The 24,368-nt window shown below is 62.0% G+C and carries 20 protein-coding genes; 14 read left to right on the plus strand and 6 right to left on the minus strand.

The genetic code is table 11. The annotated features are described in order from the left end of the window. The first annotated feature begins 153 nt into the window (after positions 1-153). Genes J5M72_RS09895 through J5M72_RS09925 form a run of 7 tightly spaced genes read left to right on the plus strand, consistent with a single transcriptional unit; the run spans position 154 to position 9,249 of the window. Positions 154-1,740, plus strand: coding sequence for a glycosyltransferase (locus J5M72_RS09895; RefSeq protein WP_207865359.1), 1,587 nt, complete (start codon positions 154-156; stop codon positions 1,738-1,740). Next, positions 1,734-3,038: a glycosyltransferase gene (locus tag J5M72_RS09900; RefSeq protein WP_169432556.1), complete on the plus strand. Its 1,305-nt coding sequence runs from the start codon at positions 1,734-1,736 to the stop codon at positions 3,036-3,038. The genes J5M72_RS09895 and J5M72_RS09900 overlap by 7 nt, the downstream gene beginning before the upstream one ends. After that, entirely contained in the window at positions 3,035-3,919 is an 885-nt protein-coding gene (locus tag J5M72_RS09905) for a class I SAM-dependent methyltransferase (RefSeq protein WP_207865360.1), read from the plus strand. The genes J5M72_RS09900 and J5M72_RS09905 overlap by 4 nt, the downstream gene beginning before the upstream one ends. Continuing rightward, positions 3,916-5,070 (plus strand): acyltransferase, encoded by a 1,155-nt coding sequence (locus tag J5M72_RS09910; protein WP_207865361.1) that lies wholly within the window; start codon positions 3,916-3,918, stop codon positions 5,068-5,070. The genes J5M72_RS09905 and J5M72_RS09910 overlap by 4 nt, the downstream gene beginning before the upstream one ends. Next, complete coding sequence (locus J5M72_RS09915) at positions 5,064-5,882, plus strand: class I SAM-dependent methyltransferase (protein ID WP_169432553.1); 819 nt, start codon at positions 5,064-5,066, stop codon at positions 5,880-5,882. The genes J5M72_RS09910 and J5M72_RS09915 overlap by 7 nt, the downstream gene beginning before the upstream one ends. 48 nt (positions 5,883-5,930) lie before the next feature. Then, the gene (locus J5M72_RS09920) at positions 5,931-7,124 is read left to right on the plus strand and encodes a DUF3142 domain-containing protein (RefSeq protein ID WP_207865362.1); all 1,194 of its coding nucleotides are present in this window, start codon (positions 5,931-5,933) and stop codon (positions 7,122-7,124) included. Continuing rightward, positions 7,111-9,249, plus strand: a complete 2,139-nt coding sequence (locus J5M72_RS09925) for a hypothetical protein (protein WP_207865363.1) — start codon at positions 7,111-7,113, stop codon at positions 9,247-9,249. The genes J5M72_RS09920 and J5M72_RS09925 overlap by 14 nt, the downstream gene beginning before the upstream one ends. Here the strand turns inward: J5M72_RS09925 and J5M72_RS09930 are convergent. After that, a complete protein-coding gene (locus J5M72_RS09930) occupies positions 9,246-9,875 on the minus strand; it encodes a LysE family translocator (protein WP_207865364.1) in 630 nt (209 codons plus the stop codon). The genes J5M72_RS09925 and J5M72_RS09930 overlap by 4 nt on opposite strands. A 144-nt stretch (positions 9,876-10,019) precedes the next feature. Between J5M72_RS09930 and J5M72_RS09935 the strand changes: the two genes are divergently transcribed. Then, the gene (locus tag J5M72_RS09935; protein ID WP_007954205.1) at positions 10,020-10,493 is read left to right on the plus strand and encodes an Lrp/AsnC family transcriptional regulator; all 474 of its coding nucleotides are present in this window, start codon (positions 10,020-10,022) and stop codon (positions 10,491-10,493) included. A 37-nt stretch (positions 10,494-10,530) separates the two neighbouring features. On the opposite strand, the gene lpdA is transcribed toward J5M72_RS09935, so the two are convergent. Beyond that, the gene (gene lpdA, locus J5M72_RS09940) at positions 10,531-11,931 is read right to left on the minus strand and encodes a dihydrolipoyl dehydrogenase (RefSeq protein ID WP_207865365.1); all 1,401 of its coding nucleotides are present in this window, start codon (positions 11,929-11,931) and stop codon (positions 10,531-10,533) included. 193 nt (positions 11,932-12,124) lie between these two features. Between lpdA and J5M72_RS09945 the strand changes: the two genes are divergently transcribed. From J5M72_RS09945 to cfaB, 5 genes are all read left to right on the plus strand, one after another. Continuing rightward, complete coding sequence (locus J5M72_RS09945) at positions 12,125-14,083, plus strand: protease modulator HflK (RefSeq protein ID WP_207865447.1); 1,959 nt, start codon at positions 12,125-12,127, stop codon at positions 14,081-14,083. Continuing rightward, entirely contained in the window at positions 14,080-15,123 is a 1,044-nt protein-coding gene (locus J5M72_RS09950; protein ID WP_207865366.1) for a protease modulator HflC, read from the plus strand. The genes J5M72_RS09945 and J5M72_RS09950 overlap by 4 nt, the downstream gene beginning before the upstream one ends. Continuing rightward, positions 15,120-16,172, plus strand: a complete 1,053-nt coding sequence (locus J5M72_RS09955; protein WP_169432546.1) for a protease modulator HflK — start codon at positions 15,120-15,122, stop codon at positions 16,170-16,172. Before J5M72_RS09950 ends, J5M72_RS09955 begins: the two co-directional genes overlap by 4 nt. Beyond that, positions 16,169-18,076, plus strand: a complete 1,908-nt coding sequence (locus J5M72_RS09960; protein ID WP_207865367.1) for a heavy metal translocating P-type ATPase — start codon at positions 16,169-16,171, stop codon at positions 18,074-18,076. The genes J5M72_RS09955 and J5M72_RS09960 overlap by 4 nt, the downstream gene beginning before the upstream one ends. 177 nt (positions 18,077-18,253) lie before the next feature. Continuing rightward, on the plus strand, positions 18,254-19,441 hold the full coding sequence (gene cfaB, locus J5M72_RS09965; protein ID WP_169432544.1) for a C17 cyclopropane fatty acid synthase CfaB: 1,188 nt from the start codon (positions 18,254-18,256) through the stop codon (positions 19,439-19,441). A 1-nt stretch (position 19,442) separates the two neighbouring features. On the opposite strand, the gene cls is transcribed toward cfaB, so the two are convergent. Next, on the minus strand, positions 19,443-20,882 hold the full coding sequence (cls, locus tag J5M72_RS09970; protein ID WP_207865368.1) for a cardiolipin synthase: 1,440 nt from the start codon (positions 20,880-20,882) through the stop codon (positions 19,443-19,445). A 146-nt stretch (positions 20,883-21,028) separates the two neighbouring features. Here cls and J5M72_RS09975 point away from each other — a divergent pair, with 146 nt between their 5' ends. Continuing rightward, a complete protein-coding gene (locus tag J5M72_RS09975; protein ID WP_207865369.1) occupies positions 21,029-21,547 on the plus strand; it encodes a DUF3617 domain-containing protein in 519 nt (172 codons plus the stop codon). Between the two features lie 38 nt (positions 21,548-21,585). Here J5M72_RS09975 and J5M72_RS09980 read toward each other — a convergent pair whose 3' ends face one another. Genes J5M72_RS09980 through J5M72_RS09990 form a run of 3 tightly spaced genes read right to left on the minus strand, consistent with a single transcriptional unit; the run spans position 21,586 to position 24,359 of the window. Further along, entirely contained in the window at positions 21,586-22,923 is a 1,338-nt protein-coding gene (locus tag J5M72_RS09980) for a dihydroorotase (RefSeq protein WP_207865370.1), read from the minus strand. Between the two features lie 3 nt (positions 22,924-22,926). Then, positions 22,927-23,487, minus strand: a complete 561-nt coding sequence (locus J5M72_RS09985; RefSeq protein WP_169432540.1) for a carbonate dehydratase — start codon at positions 23,485-23,487, stop codon at positions 22,927-22,929. After that, positions 23,484-24,359, minus strand: a complete 876-nt coding sequence (locus J5M72_RS09990; protein ID WP_207865371.1) for a metal ABC transporter substrate-binding protein — start codon at positions 24,357-24,359, stop codon at positions 23,484-23,486. The genes J5M72_RS09985 and J5M72_RS09990 overlap by 4 nt, the downstream gene beginning before the upstream one ends. Positions 24,360-24,368: the final 9 nt, after the last annotated feature.

The raw sequence follows: 24,368 nt of genomic DNA on the forward strand, positions 1-24,368 counted from the left end.
CGTCGCGTTCCCCGGCAGTTTTTCCTGAGGGTCGTGCGACAGGGTAAAACCGACCATTAAAACAAGAACAGAAATGTGCCCGATGACGCAGGACGAACCCCGGTGATACCGGCTCGATCCAACGCCTGGCCGTTATAGCGTGAGGCTGCCGGGATGGCGGTCGCACCTTGGGATGCCATGAATTTCATTCTCTACTCGGACGTCAACGATCGCTCCATCAGCCAGAGTCTCGGGCGTCCCGAATACAGCTATTACTTCGTGCTCAAGGCCTATCGCCCGGTGCTTGAAAGCCTGGGTCGGGTGCATGTGGTGTCCACCACCGCCGAGATCGATCCGCTCTATCGGCAGTTGCTCGCTGCCGGTGAGCGCAGCGTGTTCCTGTCGTTCACGCCGCCGCAAAATACCCCGACCGATATCGAGTGTCCGACGATCTGCGTCATCGCATGGGAGTTCGATACGATTCCCGACGAGTCGTGGGACGGTGATTCGCGCCATGACTGGACGCAGATGCTTGCCCGACATGGACGGGTCATCACGCTGTCGAGCCATACTGCCCGGGCAATCCGCCGCGCCATGGGTGAAGCGTTTCCGGTGCTGGTGCTGCCAACCCCGCTGTGGGAAAGCTTTGCCGCTGTTCGTGAAGGGCATGTCAGTGCGCCGATCAATTCCGGTACGACGCTGGCGATCAAGGGCTGCATTTTCGACAGCAGGACGCTGGGCCTTTGCGCCGATGATCTGTTGCCCAAGCCGCTGACTGCCGAGCAGCTGGCCGAGATCGAGGCGCTGCGCCCGCCACCGCTGACGTTCAAACGGCGCCTGGTGATTGCCCGCCATTACCTGCGCCTGTGGGTGCTGAACCCGAGCGATCAACCTGAGCCCATGGCCCGGGTTAAATATTTGCATCACGGGTACTGGGAAGGATTGCGCGACCTGGTGCCGGACAAAGTCCATGCCTGGCTCGAGCGACGCCTGCCGAACATTGCCGGCCCCCATGCCGTGCCCGTGGCCGAGCCGCCGCCACCGGACCTGCCGGACACCTCGGGGGTGGCTGAAGCCACGGTCGATGGGGTGATTTACGTCACCGTATTCAACCCCAGAGACGGTCGCAAGAACTGGCACCATCTGATCACCGCGTTCTGCTGGGCCTTTCGCCAAACACCTGATGCGACGCTGGTGCTGAAGATCACCCAGAACGATCTGGCGTCCTACTACAGCGAACTGATGACCTTGCTTGCGCAACTGACGCCGTTCGCCTGCCGGGTGCTGGTGATGCACGGTTATCTGGACGATGCGCAATACGCGCGGCTCTACCGGGCCGCCAGTTTCTACGTCAACGCTTCACGCTGCGAAGGTCTTTGCCTGCCGCTGATGGAGTTCATGTCCAGCGGCAAACCGGTGATCGCGCCGGATCACACGGCGATGGAAGACTACATCGATGACACCGTGGCCTTCGTCGTCCAGTCCAGCGAAGAGCTGACGATCTGGCCCCAGGACACCCGCATCATCTACCGCACCCTGCGCTATCGACCGGACTGGGCTTCGCTCAAAAGCGCTTACGAAAACAGCTACCGGATGGCCACGGCGCAGCCGCAGGATTACGCGCGGATGTCTGCCGCCGCTGTCGAACGCATGCACGACTACTGCGCGTTTGCCCCGGTGCAGCAGCGCATGGCGGACTTTTTCGGCCTCGAGCCAGGGGCCGCCGAATCTGCGCCCGTGACGGACAACGCCTCATGCTGATCATCATTCATTCGGAAACCAACCAGCACACCATCGCGCAAAACCTGGGCCGTTCGGAGTACAGCTATTACTTCGTGCTCAAGGAATACCGCCCGGTGCTCGAACGTCTCGGGCGCGTGGTGGAAGTAGTGGACCCGGCCCGGGAAGTCGATGCGCTGTATCTGGAATGCCTGGCCCATGGCGAACCGTGCGTGTTTCTGTCGTTCTCGCCGCCGCACCGCACGCCGATCCATCTGGCGTGCCCGACGCTGCCGGTGTTCGCCTGGGAATTCAGCACCATCCCCAACGAGCCCTTCGACAACGAGCCGCGCAATGACTGGCGCACGGTGCTCCGGGCCTGCGGCGCGGCGATCACCCATTCCAGTTACACGGTCAACGCCGTGCGCGAGGCCATGGGCGCCGATTACCCGATTGTTGCTGTCCCGGCGCCGGTGTGGGATCGCTTCGCGGCCCGGGGCGCGCAGCTTCAGGGGCAGCATTCGACGGGGCCGGTGCGCCTGACCATCAAGGGGCTGGTGGCCGACAGTCGCAAGCTCGATCTCGACGCCTTCGGCCCTAAGCATCTGCGTCGTGGCCAGGGCATCGATTTCCAGGCGCCGGTGTGCGAGCAGGCGTTGTTGCTGGACGGTGTCGTCTACACGTCGGTGTTCAATCCCGGCGACGGACGCAAGAACTGGGAAGACATGCTCAGCGCATTCTGCGTGACGTTCCGCGACATCGAAGACGCGACGCTGGTCCTCAAACTCACCCACCACGATGCCGAAGAGGCCCTCAGCGACATTCTTCATCACCTGTACAAAAACCAGTCCTACCGCTGCCGCATCGTGCTGATTTATGGCTACCTCGCGGACGCGGACTACGAACGTCTGGTGCAGGCCACCCGGTACGTGGTGAACACTTCCTACGGTGAAGGCCAGTGCCTGCCCCTGATGGAATTCATGTCCTGCGGCAAGCCGGCCGTAGCACCGCGTACCACGGCGATGATCGATTACCTGAGCACCGACAACGCGTTCCTGGTTGAGTCCACCGATGAGCTGACCGCCTGGCCCCACGATCCGCGCAAGGCGTTCCGCACGTTGCGCTACATGACCAATTGGGCGTCGGTCTGTGTGGCCTATCGTGACAGCTATGAGGTGGCGAAGAACGATCCCGGGCGTTATGCGCAAATGTCGGCGCAAGCCGTTGCCAGTCTCCAGGCGTTCTGCAGTCAGGCGTTGGCCGAGCAGCGTTTGCGCGATTTTCTCGCTCAAGTGCACGAGCTCCGCGCTGTCGCTGCAACGGAAGCCACAGGCACATGATCCGCGCATTACTGAGGCGCTTGCGTCCGGTCATGCGATCGGTGCCGGTCTCTGCGCCTGAACCGAAGGCTGTCAGTGTGTCGCCGCGGGACGTCGGGCTGCACGATGCGATGCTCGACGGCTGGTTTCACGGCGACAGTGGCGAGTTGCTCGAGGGCTTTGCCATCGGTGCGGACGACACCCTGCTCGACGTGGGGTGCGGTGAGGGCGTGGCGACACTGTTCGCCGTGCGCCAGGGCGCCTCGGTGATCTTCACCGACAGCGAACACGACAAGGTGCGTGACCTCGCCCGGCAAGTCGAAGCGCAGAGCCGTAAACCCAGTCTCGGTCTGGTCAGCAACAGCCTGCCGCTGCCGCTGAGCGATGGTTGTGCAAGCAAGGTGGTGTGCATGGAAGTACTGGAGCACATCGACCAGCCCGAACCGTTCATGGCCGAACTGGTGCGCATGGGTCGTCCCGGAGCGTTGTACCTGCTCAGTGTGCCGGCACCGGTGGGTGAGCATTTGCAGCAGGGAATCGCCCCGGCCAGTTATTACCAGTCACCCAACCACGTGCAGATTTTTACCCCGGAACGTTTCGCGGCACTGGTGGAGGACGCCGGTCTGGTGATCGAGCATCGCCAGGCCACGGGATTTTTCTGGGTCATGGGCATGATCTTTTTCTGGGCCAGCGAACGTGCTGCCGGACGTGATCTCGGCGGTGCCGTGCGCGACCGGATCCAGGCGCCGTATCCACCCCTGATGGAAGGCTGGGCCAGAACCTGGCAGGACTTGCTCGCACAGCCCGACGGATTGGCGATCAAGCAGATGCTGGACCGGTTCATGCCCAAGAGTCAGGTGATCATTGCCCGTAAACCGCTCGATGCAGGGCGTGTGTCATGAGCGGCAAGCGCATCATGGACATCGAAGTCCTGCGCGCGGTCGCCGTGCTCGGCGTGCTGTTTCATCACCTGCAGGGAAGCCTGTTCACCGATCCGGTGCCGCTGCTTGAAAGGGTTCATGCCTGGGCACAGCCGTGGTGGGGCGTTGACCTGTTTTTTGCCATTTCCGGATTTGTCATCGCCCGTAGCCTGATCCCGGCGCTGCGAGGCTGTTCGACTCGCCAGCAATACTGGGAACAGACGCGTAACTTCTGGTTGCGCCGGGCCTTCCGTCTGTTGCCGTCGGCCTGGTTATGGCTGGCGCTGATGCTGCTCGCGTGTGTGTTTCTCAATCGCTCCGGGGCTTTCGGTACGCTGCACGCCAACCTGCAAGCGACGCTGGCCGGCGTATTGCAGTACGCCAATTTCCGTTTTGCCGACAGCTTTTTTCATTACGAGTACGGCAGCAGTTTCGTGTACTGGAGCCTGTCGCTGGAAGAGCAGTTCTATCTGCTGTTCCCGCTGCTGATTCTGGTGTGCCGCAAGCATCTGGTCTGGGCGTTGCTGGCGCTGGTCGCGGTGCAATTGTTCACCTTGCGCACGCCGCTGCTGATGGTGATCCGTACCGATGCGCTGGCCCTCGGCGTGTTGCTGGCGATGTGGAGCGTGCAGCCGTCCTGGCGGCGATGGGAGCCGACCTTCCTGCGTCATCCGTGGGCCGGTACGACTGCGCTGATCGTGCTGGCGCTGCTGTTGAGCTACATGGCCACCGACCGTTTCACCTTCGCCTCTTACCGGATCGGCTCGATTGCCGTGCTCGGCGCGCTGCTGGTGTGGATCGCATCGTACAACCGCGATTACCTGTTGCCGGCCGGCAGAGTGCAGCGGCTGATGGCATGGATCGGCAGCCGCTCCTACGGCATCTATCTGATCCACATCCCGGCCTATCAACTGGTGCGGGAACTGATCTTCCGTTTGCAGAGTGCCGGTCTGCCGAGCCCGGCGGGGCATCCGGTCGTGACGCTGCTGATTGCCGGTGGCCTGATCGTGCTGCTCAGCGAGCTGAATTATCGTTTCATCGAAATGCCGATGCGCAATCGCGGCGCCGCCCTGGTGCGGGGTCTCGGTATATCGCGCAACGCCGTCCCATCCTCTGGAGCCACCTCATGCTGAGCCTTTTGAAGAAACTCACAGCACCGACGCCTGTCCCGGCAGCCGCGCAGCCTGCTGCCGACAAGGTCGATCCGTACATGCTCGGCCTGCACGATGCAATGCTCAGTGGCTGGTTCAACCAGGAGACCGGCGAGCTGTTCAAAGGCTTCCCGGTGACCGCCGATGACACGTTGCTCGATGTCGGTTGTGGCGACGGTGGCAACGTACATTTCTGCGGCATGCGCGGGGCGAAGATCATCATCGCCGACATCGACGGTGCCAAGGTCGAAGCGACCCGCCAGCGCTTGAGCGACACGCCGGCCCGCGGCGTCGAGTGCCACGTCACCGACTGCAACCCGCTGCCGATTGCCGATGGCACCGCCACGCGCGTGGTGTCCACTGAAGTCATCGAGCACGTCGACGACCCGGCACAGTTTCTCGCCGAACTGGTGCGTGTCGGCCAGTCGGGCGCGCTGTACCTGCTGAGCGTGCCGCACCCCAGTTCCGAAGATTTGCAGAAAGACATCGCGGCACCGGAGTATTTCCAGAAGCCCAACCACATTCGCATCATCAGTGAAGAGCAGTTCAAGGCGATGGTCAGCGAGGCAGGCCTGGAGATCATCAGCCATAGCCAGTACGGTTTTTACTGGTCGATGTGGATGATGCTGTTCTGGGAAGCCAAGGTCGAATTCAGCAACCCGGACCATCCGCTGCTCAACCATTGGGCCGATACCTGGCAAGCGGTGCTTGATTCGCCGCGCGGCGCGCAGATCAAGCAGGCGCTGGATGCGGTGGTGGCGAAAAGTCAGGTGATCATTGCCCGCAAGCCCTGAGCGCTTTTGTGTAACCTTGCAGCCTGATGTCTCAGGGATCTGCAAGGTATGCGCTTTTTTATCGGGTGGTCAGCCGTGGTGGCGGTGTTGCTGCTCTATGGTTGTGAACGCCAGGACGCCGTGCCGCTCGATCAGCAACTCTACGTCTGGCAACGGCAATGGACGCCGGCCCATGAAATTGCTCTGAAGGACAGTCATGGCGACTTCTCGACGCTTCGGGTGCTGGCGCTGCAAGCCTTCCCGAATGCCGGGTGGAATCGGGCGCGAGTCGATTACGCACTGCTCAAGCAGGATGCCCGGCCGCTGATTGCGGTGATTCGTCTCGACGGTCAGCTCAAGGCGCTCGACCAGCAAGCCGTCACGGCGCAGATCCTTCAGGTGCTCGCCGACTGGCAAGGGCAGGGACTGACCCCGAGCGGCGTCGAGATCGACCATGACGCCGGCAATGCCCGATTGCCGGCCTACACCGATTTCCTCATTCATTTGCGCGCCGCATTGCCGGCCAACCTGCCCTTGAGCATCACCGCGTTACCCGCCTGGCTCGACAGCCCGCAATTGCCGGCGCTGTTGGCGGCTGTCGACAGCAGTGTGTTGCAGGTGCATGCCGTCAGTGACCCCCGTCGCGGTCTGTTCGACGCCGAGCAGGCACAACGCTGGGCCAGGGCCTGGGGGCGGGTGACCGAACAACCGTTCTACCTGGCGTTGCCCGCCTACGGTGTGGCGCTGTTGCCGGACGCCGGTGGCGCTCCGGTTGTGGAGAGTGAAGTCACACTGGAACGCAGCGGCGAGCGACGCGAGTTACTCGCCGATCCGCAGCAACTGAGCCGGCTGGCCATTGAACTTCGCGAGGATCGCCCGGCACATCTGGCCGGTCTGATCTGGTTTCGCCTGCCGCTGGCCAGCGACCGCAGGGCCTGGAGTCTGAGCACGCTGCAGGCGGTCGCCCGAGGCGATGCGTTGAGCAGTCAGCTCGGCCTGACGTTCACCGAACAGAACGGCCTGCAAGACATCGCCCTGCGTAACGTCGGTAACCTCGACAGCGCCTGGCCCACTCGCATCACCGTCAAAGCCCGGGGTTGCGAAGGCGCCGACGCGCTCGCCGGTTATGCATTGCAACAGACCGCGGATCTGCTTACCTTCACCCGCTTGCGCGACGGCCGATTGCCGGCGGGCGGGCAACGTGCGATCGGTTGGGCACGTTGCGCAAATATTGATCAAGGAGGCTCGCATGTTGACCCGTAACTGGCCCCGCCACCTGCTTTGCCTGAGCCTCAGCCTGCCGCTGGGATCGGCACTGGCCTGCGGCCCTGATTTCCCGATGCGTCTGCTCGACGATCGCGGGCAATCGCTGGCGGAACTGCCGGAGGGCAACTTCAAGTTCGAGATCAGTCGCCTCGGCAAAACCATTGCGGGGCTCAAGAACGTCGCCGCCGCCACCCACAATCCGGATGACATCTACGCCGAGGCGCCAGAGCTTGCCGAGGTGCGCGACAAGGCCGAGCAGATCGGCCTGACGCCTGACCAGCAAGCGCTGGTCAAACAACTGCGCAGCCTGACCGATGCCCGTCAGGTCGAGGTGCAGGGCGCGAGCCTGCCGGCGGAACTGCGTTTGTATGTGGCGGGCGCCGTGGCGTTCGGCGCCGGCGACCATCAATTGGCTGTCGAGTATTTCCGTCAGTTGCTGGCGTTGCCGGCCGATCAGCGAGCGTTGCGCAGCACCTGGGCCGCGTATTCGCTGGGCCGGGCTTTCTTTGCCATGAGCAGCGAGGCGGGTGATGCACTCCAGGCGTTGGAAAACGCCATCGAGGCCTTTCGCCAGACGCGGCAACTGAGCATCGACGGTTTCAGCGATCCACTGGAGCTTGGCGTGGCCAGCCTCGGCGAAGAAGCACGAGCGCTGCGCACGGCGGGCAGTTGGGACAAGGCCATCGAGCTCTATGCCACGCAAAACCTGCATGGCTCGAACGTCGGCTACACCTCGTTGAAGCTGTTGATGAACGACCTGGCCGAAGAGCCTGAAGACAGACTTGAAAAGTTGCTGCGCGGCAAAGCGGTGCAGCAACTGGTGACGGCCTCGCTGATCAGTCGGATCGGATGGTCGTTCGGCGATGAGCCGCCGAATCAGAAAAAGCTGATCAAGGCTTTGCAGGAAAGTACTCGCGGCAGCCTCGACAACGCCGATCGCCTGGCGGCCATGAATTATCAACAGGGCGATTACGCCAGCGCCAAGGCGTTCCTCGAACATGCAGGCGACGGCGGTCTGGCGTGGTGGCTGCGGGCGAAACTGGCGGTGCGTGACGGCGATAAAAACGCCGCTGCAGCGGCTTATGCCAAAGCCGCGCAGGCGTTTCCGCAGGACGAATCCTGGGGCGAACGGCGTACGGCCGACTGGAATCTCGAAACCCTGCAGCCCAAGTGCCGGGTCGAGGGTGAAAGCGCGATTCTTGCGCTGCAACGGGGTGAGTATCTGCAGGCTTTCGACCAGTTGTATCGCAGCAAGGCTATTTATTGGTTTGACGCTGCGACCGTGGCGGAGCGAGTGCTGACGGTCGATGAACTGAAAAACTATGTCGATACCAATGTGCCGGCGCCACCTGCGCTGAGTCAGCAGGATCGCGACAATTACGTGCCGCTGCCGGTCGCCGCAAGCCTGCGCAATCTGCTGGGTCGGCGTTTGTTGCGTGAAGGGCACTACGAAGAAGCGGTCGGTTATTTCGACAATGCCGATCTGCAGAACAAGGCCCGGCTCTACGGCGAACAACGCCTGAAGGCCGATTCGGCATGGTGGCCGACCAAGCGTGCCAGTGCGCTGTTCAATGCCGCGTGGACGGCCCGCGAGTGGGGCATGGACATCCTGGGCTACGAAATGGCCCCGGATTACGCGACCTTCGGCGGCAACTACAGCCTGGAAACCACCGAACTGAAAGTCGGGCCGCTGGTGAGCGAAGCCGAGGTGCAACGCCAGAAAGCCAGTGAAGCGCAGCCGGATGAACGTTATCACTACCGTTTCGTTGCCACGGCGTTGGCCAGTCGTGCGGCGGATAACCTGCCGCACACCAGTCAGGCGTTCGCTGCCGTGCTGTGCTCGGCCGCCGGTTGGAACAGCAGCCTGGAAGAGCAGAGCGCGTTGTACAAGCGCTATGTCGATGAAGGGCCTTACGTTCCGTGGGCAGTGGATTTTGGCCATCAGTGCCCGTACCCGGATTTTGAAAACGCCGACAAGCGCTATGTCACTCAGGTGACCGACTCGGTGCGTTCGACACTGCGGCCGTACAAGTGGCCGGTGCAGATCGGTGCGATTGTCGTGTTCACCGCCGTGGCCGTGTTGATGATTACCCGCCGCCAGCGCAAGGCTCGCAAAGCCTAAGCCTGCTGGACGAACGTCAGGCGCACGGCGAAGCCGATCAACAGGCTGCCGAACAACCACTGTTGCACCCGTTGGGCCGTCGGGCTGTGTTTCAGCCAGCGGCCCAATACCGTGCCGAGCAGGGCATAGGCGCTGTCGAACAGCAATCCTGCGGCCACCAGCATCGCGCCGAGCACCGCAAACTGCGTCAGCACCGGTGCGCCATTCGCCACGATGAACTGTGGCAGCAGTACCGAGCAGAACAACAAGGCTTTCGGGTTGAGCAGGTTGGTCAGCAGGCCACGACGGATCGCTGCGCGCCACTGACCCTGGCTGTCCGTTACGGTGCCGGCGTTCAGATCCGGCAGCAGCGTGGTGCGCAGGCACTGGATGCCGATCCACAGCAGGTACGCCGCCCCGGCCATTCGCACGGCATCGAACGTCCACGGCGCCGCCTTGAACAGCGCCGCCAGCCCCAGCGCCGCGAGCGCTACATGACAGGCTCGGGCGACGGCCAGACCCACCGCCGTGGCAAGTGCTGCGCTGCGACCCTGGCGGGCACCGGTCTGCAACAGCAGAATCATGTCCGGGCCGGGCAGCAGATAGACCACCGCCAAAGCCAGGAAAAACAGCCAGAGACTCGCCATGTCGCACCCCTTTCGTTGTCGATTCGGTGCAATCAGTCTATGACTGAGGGGCAGGGCAGGTGCTTGCGTAGTTCGCTTCAATAACCGCGTGGATTGGCATAACCTGCTTTCTTTTTGCCGTTACACCATCAGGATCTGCCAACCATGAAACTCGACGCCTTCGATCGCAAGATTCTCGCCGCGCTGCAACGAGACGGGCGCCTGAGCAATGTGCAACTGGCGGACGAGATCGGGTTGTCCGCCTCGCCGTGCCTGCGCCGGGTGCGCATGCTGGAAGAGGCCGGGGTGATTCGCGGTTATCAGGCGAACCTGGACCGCGACGAGGTGGGGCTGGGGCTGACGGTGTTCGTCGGGGTCAAGGTCGAGCGCCACAACGATGAACAGGCCGAGGCGTTTCATCGCGCAGTGACAGCATTGCCAGAGGTGATTTCGGCGTTTCTGGTCTCCGGGGAATCGGATTTTCTGCTGCAAGTGGTGGTACCGGACTTGCGTGCCTATGACCGTTTCCTCACCGGTTGCCTGCTGAAGTTGCCGGGGGTAAGCGACATCCGCAGCAATTTTGCGATTCACACGGTGAAGACCCCGGGCGCGTTGCCGCTGGGGCATTTGCCGTCCTGATACTTCCCGCATTGCGCGGGAAGTCTGCGCGAAGTGCTTACATCTGCGTCGCCATGCCCTCGACATTCATGGCCGCCTGACGCAGCGCCTCGGAACGGGTCGGGTGGGGGTGGCAGGTCAGGGCGATATCCTCGGCCGATGCGCTGAACTCCATGGCCACGCAATACTCACCGATCATCTCACTGACGCTCGGGCCGACCAGATGCACGCCGAGGACTTCGTCGGTGTGCGCGTCGGCGAGGACTTTGGCAAAGCCTTCGGTTTCGTGATTGATCTTCGCCCGGCTGTTGGCAGTGAACGGGAATTTGCCGACCTTGTAGGCCCGGCCTTCGGCCTTCAGCTGCTCCTCGGTCTTGCCGACGCTGGCCAGTTCCGGTCGGGTGTAGATCACGTTGGGGATCAGGTCGTAGTTGACCTCGCCCGCCTTGCCGACGATCTGCTCGATGCAGGCCATGGCTTCGTCTTCAGCCTTGTGCGCCAGCATCGGCCCTGACGTGACATCGCCGATCACCCAGACGCCAGGAGCCTCGGTGCGATGGTGTTTGTTGGTGAGCATGCCGCGTTTGTCGGTGCTCAGGCCGACGTTCTCCAACCCCAGACCCTGGGTGTAAGGGCGACGGCCGATGGCGACCAGCACGTAATCGGCTTCCAGCCGTTCGGCGGCGCCGCCGGCTGCCGGTTCGATGCTCAGTTGTACGCCGCTGGCCGAGGACGTGGCGCTGGTGACTTTTGCACTCAGTTTGAAGGTGATGCCCTGTTTGCTCAGTGAACGTTGCAGGGTCTTGCCTGCCTCACCATCGACGCCGGGGCAGATGCGGTCGAGGTATTCCACCACCGTCACCTGCGCGCCGAGCCGCCGCCAGACCGATCCCAGTTCCAGGCCGATGACGCCGGCACCGATCACCACCAGATGTTTGGGCACTTCGCTCAAGGACAACGCGCCGGTGGAGTCAAGAATGCGCTGGTTGTCGATCGCCACGCCGGGCAGGGGAGTGGGCTCGGAACCCGTGGCGATGACGATGTCGGTAGCGGTCAGTTCTATCCGGCTGCCCTGATCGCCGGTCACGCTGACTTTTCCGGGGCCGTCGATGTGGCCCCAGCCCTTGATCCAGTCGACCTTGTTCTTGCGGAACAGGAATTCGATGCCTTTGGTCAGGCCGGCGACGCTTTCGTTCTTCTGTTTCATCATTTGCGCGAGGTTGAGCGTCGGTTTGACCTCGATGCCGAGGTTGGCGAACTCCGCCCCCATCGCCGCATCGTACAGTTCGGACGCGTGCAACAACGCCTTGGACGGCATGCAACCGACGTTGAGGCAGGTGCCGCCCAGCGTGGCACGGCCTTCCACACACGCGGCCTTCAGGCCCAACTGGCCGGCGCGGATCGCTGCGTTATAACCGCCGGGTCCACCGCCCAGAATCACTACGTCATAGTTGCTCATGCGCTTACTCCTGGCTGAAGAATGCGGATCGCTAAAAATTACGTACGTAATATGTGCGTTTCCGGACATTTCGGTCAAGGCTTCAGGAACGCGACAGGTTGGGCATCTTTGAATGTGAAATTGAGTACAAATATTTCACGTATTTCGTTATATCGTAACGAGTTGTGCAGTGAGCCAAGGGTTTTGGGGGGATATGCAAGTCGATCTGGACGTTGATGGCACGCAAGTGACCGGTTTGCCGCGCTTTCAGCAGGCGGCGGCCCAGGGTCGCCGATTGCGCCGGTTGGCCATCGGACTTGGCGGGTTGGCCGTGGCCGGAGTGGTGCTGGCGTTTTTTGTTGGCCTGTTCGCCTCGCAATCGTTGTGGCCGGCGCTGTTGGTCAATCAGAGCGCGGCGTTGCTGGTGCTGGTCGCCGGGCTGCAATCGGCGTGGTGGGTGGCCGATTGGCGGGCGCGGGTGATCACCCCGGTGGTGCCGGTTACCGTCGAGGAAGAAACGCCCGGGCCGGATGGCTGGTACGAGCGACTGCTGGATCGGCTGAGCCGCCGCAGCCTGCATGTACTGGGGCAGATCGGTGCAGCGACATTGTGGCTGGGCGCTCTGGCGCTGCTGGCGTTGCTTGGCATCGAGCAGGTGTGGAATCTCATGCTGCAACCGACTGCCGTGGGCTTGTCCGCCTCCGTCGGCGCGGCGATTGCGCTGTTGCTGGCGTTCGGCCTGCTGGTGCTGGAGCGGCAACTGGCTCAGGAAAACCCGGCGCAATGGCCCGAGGCCGGCGCGCTGGCGCAACTAACGCGCGTGACCATCATCAGCCTGGTGCTGGGCGCGTTGTGCTTGCTGTTTGCCAGCGAGAGTTCGGTGTGGCCCGTGCGGCTGGCGGTGCTGATCGGCATCCTGCCGGGGCTGGTCGCGGTGGAGTTGCTGCTGCGTGCCGTGTTGTCGCTGTTCAGTCCGCGCCGCGAACAACTTGAACCGGTGCTGCTGGCCCGCAGTTTCGTCGCCGATCTGCTGCGCTGGCCACCGCAACCGCTGCTCGTCTTGCAGCACGAATTGCACAACCGCTTCGGTATCGATCTGCGGCAGATCTGGGCCTTCAGTTACATGCGCCGCGCATTCTTGCCGGTATTGGTGCTGGTGGCGACGGTGGGCTGGTTGCTCACCGGCATTCATGAAGTCCCGCTGCAAAGCCGTGGGATCTATGAGCGCTTCGGCAAACCGGTGCAGGTGTTCGGCCCGGGTTTGCATGCCGGTCTGCCCTGGCCGTTGGGCCGGGTGTTGAGCGTGGAGAATGGCGTGGTGCATGAATTGGCGACCAGCGTCGGCGAGAACCCGGCGCCGGTTCAGCCGGATCCGGCGGAAGGTCCGGCCCCGATCACCGCCAATCGCTTGTGGGATGCCAGCCACGTCAACGATAAATCCCAGGTCATCGCCAGCAGCCGTGGCGAGCAACAGAGCTTCCAGATCGTCAATATGGACGTGCGTTTCGTCTACCGCATCGGCCTCAGCGATCACGCGGCGTTGGCCGCGACGTATAACAGCGCGGATGTACCGACGCTGATTCGCAGCACCGCGAGCCGGATTCTGGTCCACGATTTCGCATCGCGCACCCTTGACGGTTTGCTGGGGCAGGACAGGGTTGGACTGGCTGACGAGATCGGCCGCGCGGTGCAAAGCGATCTGCAGAAACTCGACAGTGGTGTGGAGATTCTCGCCACTGTGGTCGAGGCGATTCACCCGCCGGCGGGTGCCGCCAATGCTTATCACAGCGTTCAGGCAGCGCAGATTGGCGCCCAGGCGTTGATCTCTCGCGAGCGTGGGGCGGCGGCCGAAGCGAGCAATCAGGCGCAATTGCAGGCCAGCCTCGCTCGCGACCAAGCCACTGCCAATGCCCACGAAACCGGCTCGACCGCCCGCGCGGCGGATCTGAAATTCAGCGCCGAGCAAAAAGCCTACGCCAGCGCCGGTCAGGCCTTCGTGCTGGAGCAATACCTCAGCCAGCTCAGTCAGGGACTGGGCAAAGCCAAACTGTTGGTGCTCGACCATCGTCTGGGCGGCAGCAGCAACGCGCCGACCATCGACCTGCGTACGTTCACGCTGCCGGCTGACCCGACGCCGGCGCGCACCACCGCTCAACCAGGAGCCACCCATTGAGCCAGTCGCATACTCACGATCACCATGACCACAGCGGTCACGACCATGCTCATGGCGGCCACCACCATCACGGGCATCACCACCATCATCATGGGGCGCCGGAAGAGGCGGGGCCTTTCCCGTGGCGACGCATGGGCTGGGCAGTGTTGCTCGTGGCGTTCGCCATCGCAGCGGCAAGCCTGGTGCAGGTGCGCTCCGGTGAAGCCACCGTCATCACCCGCTTCGGCAACCCGTCCCGGGTTTTGCTGGAGCCCGGTCTGAGTTGGCGCTGGCCGGCGCCGTTCGAAGCGGCAATCCCGGTGGACCTGCGTTTGCGTACGACATCGAGTGGCTTGCAGGACGTCGGCACCCGTGACGGTTTGCGCATCATCGTGCAGGCGTATGTCGCGTGGCAGGTGCAGGGCGATGCGGACAACGTCCAACGGTTCATGCGCGCAGTACAGAATCAGCCGGACGAAGCGGCGCGGCAGATTCGCACCTTTGTCGGCTCGGCGCTGGAGACCACCGCCAGCAGTTTCGACCTGGCCAATCTGGTCAACACCGATGCCAACCAGGTGCACATCGCCGACTTCGAAGCGCAGTTGCGTCAGCAGATTGATCAGCAATTGCTCGCCACTTACGGCGTACGCGTGGTGCAAGTGGGCATCGAGCGGTTGACCTTGCCATCAGTGACTCTCACCGCGACGGTTGACCGGATGCGCGCCGAGCGTGAAACCATCGCCACTGAACGCACTGCAATTGGCAAGCGTGAAGCTGCGCAGATTCGTTCCGGCGCCGAGCGTGATGCCCGAATTGTGCAGGCTGACGCGACCGTGAAAGCGGCGGAAATCGAGGCGCAATCGCGGGTCGAGGCCGCACAGATTTATGGTCGTGCTTATGCCGGATCGCCGCAGCTGTACAACTTGCTGCGCTCACTGGACACCCTCGGCACGATTGTCACGCCAGATACGAAGTTGATCCTGCGCACTGATGCCGCGCCATTCCGCGTGCTGGTGGACGGCCCGCCGAATCTGGACAGCAAGACCGGAACGCAGCCATGAGTGAAGTTCCACGTGGAACAAATTCGTTGAACAGTCCGTGGATTCAGGCGGGACGTCTGGCGTTTTTTGCCCTGTACGCAGTGACGGTGCTGGCGGCGCTGGCCTGGGCGTTTTCCAATGTGCGGCAGATCGATCCGCAAAATCGTGCGGTGGTCATGCATTTCGGTGCACTGGATCGCATCCAGAATGCCGGGTTGTTATTGGCATGGCCGCAGCCGTTCGAACAGGTCGTTTTGCTGCCGGCGGCAGATCGGGTCATCGAACGTCGCGTGGAAAACTTGCTGCGCAGTCCAGCTGCAATACAGGCGGATCGCGTCGCCACATTCGCCACGCCAATAAGCGATGCATTGGCCGGTTCCGGCTATTTGCTCACCGGTGATGCCGGTGTGGTGCAGCTGGACGTGCGGGTGTTTTACAAGGTCACCGATCCCTATGACTTCGTGCTGCAAGGCGACCATGTGTTGCCGGCGCTGGATCGATTGGTGACTCGCAGCGCGGTGGCCCTGACAGCGGCGCGGGATCTGGACACCATTCTGGTGGCGCGTCCGGAGTTGATCGGCGCTGACAATCAAGCCGCCGAACGACGCGAGCGCTTGCGCGGGGATCTGGTGCAAGGCATCAATCGTCGCTTGGCTGAATTGAAGGCAAGCGGGCAGGGCATCGGTATCGAAGTGGCGCGGGTCGATGTGCAATCAAGTCTGCCCGAGCCGGCCGTCGGTGCGTTCAATGCCGTGCTGACAGCCAGCCAACAGGCTGACAAAGCGGTGGCCAATGCCCGCACCGATGCTGAAAAAATCACCCAGACGGCCAACGAACTGGCCGACCGCACCTTGCAGGTCGCCCATGCCCAGGCCGGTGAACGCCTGGCCAAAGCGTCCGCCGATACCGCCACTGTATTGAGTCTGGCCCGGCAACAGAGCACCGACCCGCAAATGCTGCTGCGCCTATACCGCGAACGGATACCGAAGATTCTCGGCCAGGCCGGTTCGGTCACCACGGTCGATCCGAAAGACGATTCCCGCCTGATCATTCAGGGAGCCAGTAAATGACCGCCACTACCGCCGCACCGAGTCTGTTGTCCTCGGCCGAGCAACGTCGCGCTGCGCGCCAGTTGACCCTGGCGATGCTCGCCCTTGGCCTGCTCGGGCTTGGCCTGATCTGGCGCTGGTTGATGCCGGAACAAACCGGGGTCAGTCAGTTGCTGTTGGGTTTTGCTTCTTTGCTGGTGGCGGTGCCGGTGATGCGTTCGGCGTGGTTCAGCCTGCGTTATCCGAGCCTGCACGGCATCACCGACCAGTTGATCGCATTGGCGATGCTCGGTGCCTGGGCCACTGGTGATCTGCTGACCGCCGCGCTGTTGCCGATCATCATGATCTTCGGCCATGTGCTGGAGGAACGCAGTGTGATCGGCTCGCAGGAAGCGATTCATGCCCTGGGCCAGCTCACTCGCAGTCATGCACGGAAAATCCAGGCGGACGGCACCGTGATCGAAGTCGATAACGGCACGCTCAAGGCCGGCGACACCGTTGAAGTCCGCGCCGGCGATCGGATCCCGGCGGACGGTCGCGTGTTGTCCGGTCAGGCCAGCCTCGACACCGCCTCGATCACCGGTGAGTCGGTGCCGGTCGAGGCGGGTGTCGGAATGACGGTTTTCGGCGGGGCGATCAACCTCGATGGGCTGCTGCGTATCGAGGTGACCCGCACCGGCGATGAATCGACCCTGGGCAAGGTCATCGCCCTGATGCAGAACGCCGAGCGTTCCAAACCACCGATCACCCGGCTGCTCGAACGTTATGCCGGCAGCTATATGGTGCTGGTGTTGCTGTTGGCGGCGGTGACCTGGTTTGTTACCAACGATGCGCAGGCGATGCTGGCGGTGCTGGTCGCAGCCTGTCCGTGTGCACTGGTGTTGTCGGCACCGGCCACGGCGATTGCCGGTGTGGCGGTTGCGGCGCGTCACGGGATTCTGATCCGCAGTTCGGCTTTTCTCGAAGAACTGGCCGACCTTACTTCGCTGGTGGTGGACAAGACCGGAACTCTGACTTACGGCACGTTGCGTTTGCAGTCGATCAACAGCGCGCAGGCGGATCACGATTCGGTGATGGCACTGGCCGCCAGCCTTGGTGCTGCGAGCAGTCACCCGGTCAGTCGAGCATTGGCCGGTCTGGTCCACGCGGACAACGTGCTGGTGCTGACCGACATTCACGAACGGCAAGGATTGGGTGTGGTGGCCAAGACCGAGCAGGGTGAAGCGGCCCTCGGTCGCCCAGAGTTGTTTGCGCAACTGGGCATCCCGACCACATCGATTCCCGACCACGACGGCCCGATTGCCGGGCTAGCCTTGAATGGTGAATTTCTCGCCTGGCTGTTGCTGGCTGACAGCGTCAAACCGGAAGCACGATTCGCCTTGAGCGAACTGCGCGAGCTGGGCCTCGGTCGGCAACTGTTGCTGACCGGCGACCGTCTGAGCGTGGCGCACACCCTGGCGCGTGATGTCGGCCTGCATGAAGTCGAAGCTCAGGCGTTGCCTGAAGACAAACTCAATCGGGTGCTGAAGGAAATCGACAACGGTTTCCGGCCGATGGTGGTCGGCGACGGCATCAACGATTCGCTGGCACTCAAGGCCGGGGTGGTAGGTGTTGCGATGGGAGCGGGCGGTGCGGACATTGTGCTGGCGTCCGCCGACATCGTGCTGATCGGCAGCGACCTGCGCCGGCTCGGCACCTGTGTGCGCCTGAGTCGCCAATGCCGGCGCACGCTTCAAGTGAACGTGATCATCGGTCTGGGCTGGACGCTGGCCATCGTCGTGTTCGCCGCGTTCGGCTGGCTGGGCGCGGCCGGGGCGATGATCGCGGCGCTGCTGCACAACCTCAGCACGTTGCTGGTGTTGGGCAACGCTGGCCGCTTGCTGCGGTTTCAGGAGCCGCTGCTGAAACTCAACGAACGGAACTGATCATTTTTCGAACTGTGCGCCTCTCTTGCAGTCATTTGAGAAGGCGCACTGAAGCAGGGAGATCAGTGACGTTAAAGCCATTTCGGCTCATAGGCGGCGACTATTGAATCGATAGCCTGCTAATTTTCAAGGATGGTCTACCCTCAGATCAGACGTCTGAAACCAGGGGGATATTCCATGCTCGCGCAACTTCCACCGGCCTTACAGAATCTGCAGCTTCCGCTTCGCCTGCGACTCTGGGACGGCCATGAATTCAATCTGGGCCCGACGCCCAGCGTCACCATCGTGGTCAAGGACCCGTTGATGGTGTCCCAGTTGACCCATCCAAGTCTCGACGCGCTGGGGGCGGCGTTCGTTGAGGGCAAACTCGAACTCGAGGGTTCGATCAGCGAGGTCATCCGGGTGTGCGATGAGCTGAGCTCCGCGCTGCTCGATGAGGACGAAGACAGTCAGCCAGTGCGCACGCTCCACGACAAGGAAACCGACGCCAAGGCCATCTCTTATCACTACGACCTGTCCAACGCGTTCTACCAGCTATGGCTGGACAGCGACATGGCGTACTCCTGCGCCTATTTCGAAACTGGCAGCGAATCCCTCGAACAGGCCCAGCAGGCCAAATTCCGGCATCTGTGTCGCAAGCTGCGTTTGCAACCGGGCGACTACCTGCTGGATGTCGGCTGCGGCTGGGGCGGCCTGGCGCGTTACGCCGCCCGTGAGTTCGGTGCCAAAGTCTTTGGTATCACCCTGAGCAAGGAGCAGTTGGCCCTGGCTCGGGAGCGCGTCAAAGCTGAAGGCCTGGAAGACCAGATCGAACTGCAACTGCTCGATTACCGCGATCTGCCGCAGGACGGTCGGTTCGACAAAGTGGTCAGCGTCGGCATGTTCGAGCATGTGGGCCACGCCAACCTGGCCGAGTACTGCAAAACCCTGTTCGGCGCGGTGAAAGAGGGCGGTCTGGTGATGAACCACGGCATCACCGCCAAGCACACCGATGGCCGTCCGGTGGGACGCGGTGCCGGGGACTTCATCGAGAAATACGTGTTCCCCAACGGCGAGCTGCCGCACCTGGCGATGATCTCGGCCCAGATCAGCGAGGCCGGTCTGGAGATCGTCGATGTCGAGAGCCTGCGTCTGCATTACGCGCGCACCCTGGACCACTGGAGCGAACGTCTGGAGGACAATCTCGAAGCCGCCGCGAAGCTGGTACCAGATCAGGCTTTGCGTATCTGGCGTCTGTACCTGGCCGGATGCGCCTACGCGTTTGCCCGGGGCTGGATCAATCTGCACCAGATCCTCGCGGTGAAGGCCCACGCCGATGGCAGCCATGAACTGCCGTGGACCCGCGACGACATCTACAACCCTTGAGCTAGAGAATCGGTGAAATCAGCCGGGCGATCCGCATGCCGAGTTGTTGCAGGCGGTGGATTTCCCGGCCTTCTTCCTTGGCGATTTCACAGGCTTGGGCGAAGTCTTCGTTGAGCATCTGTTCCACGTGGCCGGCAAATTCGCTGTCGACCGTCAGCAACATCACCTCGAAATTCAACCGGAAAGAACGGTTGTCCAGATTGGCGCTGCCGATGGCGCTGATTTCGTTGTCGACCAACACCACTTTCTGATGCAGGAAACCCGGTTCGTAGCGGAACACCCGCACCCCGGCGCGCACCGCTTCGAACGCATAAAGGCTCGATGCGGCGTAGACGATGCGGTGATCAGGACGCGACGGCAGCAGCAACCGCACATCGACACCGCGCAGGACGGCGAGGCGCAGTGCAGCGAAAACGGCTTCGTCGGGGATGAAGTAAGGGCTGGTAATCCACACGCGTTCAGTCGCGGCATGGATGGCTTCGACGAAAAACAGTGAGCAGGTTTCGTAGGCATCCGCCGGGCCGCTGGCGAGCAACTGGCAGAGCACGCCGTCTTCCGGGTAAACCTCCGGCAGGATCAGCGGGGGCAGTGTACGGGCAGCCCAGAACCAGTCTTCGGCAAATGACTCCTGCATGCAGGCGACCACCGGCCCGCGCACCTGAACGTGGGTGTCGCGCCATGGCGCCAGAGGTGGTTTTTCGCCCATGTATTCGTCGCCGACGTTGTGCCCGCCAACGAAGCCGGTCATTCCGTCGACCACGACAATCTTGCGATGGTTGCGAAAATTCACCTGGAAGCGATTGAGCCAGCCGCTGCGGGTGGCGAACGCCTTCACCTCGACCCCGCCATCGCGAAGTGCCTGCACGTAGCTGTGGGGCAGGGCATGGCTGCCAATGCGGTCGTACAGCAGATGAATCGCGACTCCTTCGGCGGCTTTCTTCAGCAGCAGTTCGTGCAGGCGCTGGCCGAGGCGATCGTCGTGAATGATGAAAAACTGAATCAGCACAGCTTCCCGTGCCTGGCTGATTGCGTGGAAAAGCGCTTCGAAGGTGGCGGTGCCGTTGATCAGCAATTGCACTTCATTGTTGGCCAGGCACGGCATGCGGCCGAGCTTCGGCATCGCCCGCAATGAGTCGTAGGCATTGGAGGCGCGAGCGGTCAGGGCTTCTTCTACCCAGGGCCGCCAGTTCAGTTCGGAAACGGCCTGGCGCATTTGTTCGTTGGCCTGACGTCGGGCCTTGATATAACCGTCGAAGGTGCTTCGACCGAACACCAGATAGGGGATGAGGGTGAGATAGGGAATGAAGATCAGCGACAGCGCCCAGGCGATCGCGCCTTGCGCCGTGCGGACGGTCAGCACCGCATGGATGGCGGCAATTGTGCCCAGGCTATGTATCAGCGCGATCAGATAACCGAAGATATGCGGTCCAAAATAATCCATGGGGCAACCTTGCTCCTGAAGATTCAATGCTTAACAGACCATGTTCCTTTGCGGTTGTCGCTATTTTCTTTTTAGCCATGAAAGCAGGCCATGAACCGAAACAAGCGGCCGGCGTCTAACGGCCACTACTGATCAGGAGTTTTGCAATGAACGTTCGTCTGCTGGGTTTGGCGCTGGGTCTGGGGTTGGCCTTGCCGTTGGTGGCTCAGGCGCAAATGCTGCAGCCGGGGTTGTGGGAAATGACATCGAGCAATGTGAAGGTCGATGATCAGGCCATGGACGTGCAATCGATCCTCGGCCAGATTCAGGGCCAGATCACCCCGCAACAACGGGCGCAGCTGGAGAAGCAAGGCATCAACATCGGTGGCAAGGGTATTCGTGCCTGCCTGACGCCGCAGCAAGTGGCGACCAATGATATTCCCTTGGCTGACCCGCAGTCGGGGTGCAAACAGCAGATCACCGAGCGCAACGGTAACCAGTGGAAATTCCGTTTCAGTTGCCCGCGAGCGTCTGGCACCGGTGTGGCTACGTTCGTCAGCGACCGTGAGTTCACCACCATTGCCAACGGCACGTTCAATGCCATCGGGATCAACCAGAAGGGCAGTCTGGAAACCCGTGCCGTGTGGCTGGGTCAGGACTGCGGCACCGTCAAACCAAGAGCCTGAACATCGAACCGCCCCCACAATATTGTGGGGGCTTTTTTTTAGCGCATGAATCGCAGCGGTAATCCCTGGCATCCGTCATGCAGCCGGTTGTCGTGCCACGCAACCTGTCCCGACACCAGCGTCGTACTCACCCGGTGGCGAAAGCTGCGACGGGCAAATGGCGTCCACCCGCACTGCGACAGAATCGGTTGTCGTGATACCGCGACACCCTCGGGCTCCGGCTGAATTAATACCAGATCCGCCCAATAACCCTCCCTCAAATAACCGCGATCCGGAATGGCAAACAGATCCGCCACCCGGTGACTGGTCTTCGCCACCAGCGTGGTGATCGGCAGCACGCCATCTGCCACCAGCTCCAACAACGCCGGCAACGCATGTTGCACCAGTGGCAGACCAGACGGTGCCTGGGCATATGACAGCTGTTTCTCCGCCCAGGTATGCGGGGCGTGATCGCTGCCGATCACGTCCAGTCGATTGCTCGACAAGGCCAGACGCAGGGCATCGCGATCAGCCTGGCTTTTGATCGCCGGGTTGCATTTGATCTGGTTGCCGAGGTCCGGGTAGTCGCGGTCATCGAACAGCAGGTGATGCAGGCAGACTTCCGCCGTGATGCGTTTGTGTGCCAGAGGTTTGTTTTCGAACAGCTCCAGCTCCCGGGCGGTGGTCAGGTGCAGCACGTGCAGGCGAGTACCATGGCGTTTGGCGAGTTCCACTGCCAGTGAAGAAGAGCGATAGCAAACCTCGGCATTACGGATCAGCGCATGGGCGTCGGGAGGGAGATGTTCACCGAACTGCTCGCGCAATCTGGCGGTGTTGGCCTCGATGCTCGGCGTGTGTTCGCAATGGGCCAGCAGGATCGTCGGCACCTCGGCGAACAATCGCTCCAGTGTTTTGGGGTCATCAACCAGCAGGTTGCCGGTCGACGCCCCCATGAACACTTTGACCCCGGCCACTTCACTTGGATTGAGCGCCGCGACAGTGTCCAGGTTGTCGTGACTGACGCCGAAGTGAAAGCCGTAGTTGGCCACCGAGTTGATCGCTGCCCGGCGTTTTTTGTCGGTCAGCGCTTCGAGGGTGAGGGTGGCCGGGTTGGTGTTGGGCATGTCCATGAAACTGGTGATGCCACCGGCCACGGCTGCGCGGGATTCGGTGTAGATGCTGCCTTTTGCTGGCGAGCCCGGCTCACGGAAATGTACCTGGTCGTCGATCATTCCAGGCAGCAGCCATTGGCCGTTGGCGTCGATTTCCAGTGTGGCGTTTTCTCCGAAGATGCTGCGGCCGATCTTGACGATGCGACCGTGGCTGACCAGCAGATCGGCGTAGAACTCATGCCCGTCATCAACCAGGCGTGCATTGCGAATCAGCACACTGTTCATGGTTCAGAACTCGTTCTGCAGGGCCTTGTAGCCGCGCACCAGATCGACGTTGGTGCGTGCCACGTCTTCGGAAAACTCCGAAGCGCTGACGCTCACCGGCGGGTATTGCGAGAGGTCGGTGCCCGGGCCGATGCGGGTGGTGGAGGGCACGTAGAACGCATCCGGCAGATCCCGGCCATCGACCACCGAGTTGTGTCGCACCACGCAACCATTGCCCACCACACAATTGAACAGCACGCTGTTGAAGCCGATGAACACTCGGTCGCCGACCTTGCACGGGCCATGCACGATCGAGCGGTGGGCGATGGAGCTGAACTCGCCGATGGTCACCGCCGCGCCGGACTTGGAGTGAATCACCACCCCATCCTGGATGTTCGAGTTGGCGCCGATGGTGATCGGCTCCATCTCGCCCGAGGCGTCCACTTCATCGGCACGAATGACCGCGTAGGGGCCGACGAATACGTTCTCGCCGATCACCACTTTGCCGCAGATGATTGCGGTTTTATCGACGTAGGCAGACTCGGCAATTTGCGGCAGATCGCCGGAAGGGTTTTTGCGGATCATGGTTGGCTCAGGGCGTCGTAAAGAGTGTTGAGGTTGTATTCGAACAGGCCGGTGAACGTGCTGGCCGGACCCGAAGCGGCGAGGGCGTCGGAGTACAGCGTGCCACCGATGTGCGCGCCGCTTTCGTCGGCAATCTGTTTGAGCAGGCGCGCGTCCTTGATGTTTTCCATGAACACAGCTTTGACCTTGGCCTGACGGATCTGGGTGATCAGCGCGGCGACCTCGGCGGCAGAAGGTTCACGCTCGGTGGACAGGCCTTGCGGTGCCATGAAGTCGATTCCGTAGGCTTGCCCCAGATAACCGAAGGCATCGTGGCTGGTGACGATCTTGCGATTGCCCGGCGGCAGTGAACCGAGCTTGGCCTTGGCTTCGGCGAGGAGGGCATGGATCTGTTGCAGGTAGGCCTTGCTGTTGCGTTGGTAGTCGGCCTTGTTCGCCGGGTCGGCGGCGATCAGTGCCTTGGTGATGTTGGCGACATACAACTCGGTGTTGGCCAGGTTGTGCCAGGCGTGAGGGTCGGGAACGGTTTCGCCGTCCTCATCCAGCGAGCGGGGAATCACTCCATGGCTGGCGCTGATGACTGTGGCTTTGGTGTCGGTGCTGGTCACCAGTCGGTCCAGCCATGGCTCGAAACCCAGTCCGTTCTTGACGATCAGTTTCGCTTTCAGAAGTGCCTTGGCATCGTCCGGCGTCGGTTCGTAGGTGTGGGCATCGGCGTCTGGCCCGACCATGTTGGTGATCTGGATATGCTCGCCGCCGACCTGATGCACCATGTCGGCAAGGATGCTGAAACTGGTGACCACCGGCAGTTTCTCCGCCGCTGACAATGACATCGACAGCATCAGGCTGAACAACACAAGTAGAGCGCGCATCGGGAAACA

Source organism: Pseudomonas sp. 58(2021), assembly GCF_017491585.1.
GTDB lineage: Bacteria > Pseudomonadota > Gammaproteobacteria > Pseudomonadales > Pseudomonadaceae > Aquipseudomonas > Aquipseudomonas fluorescens_BT.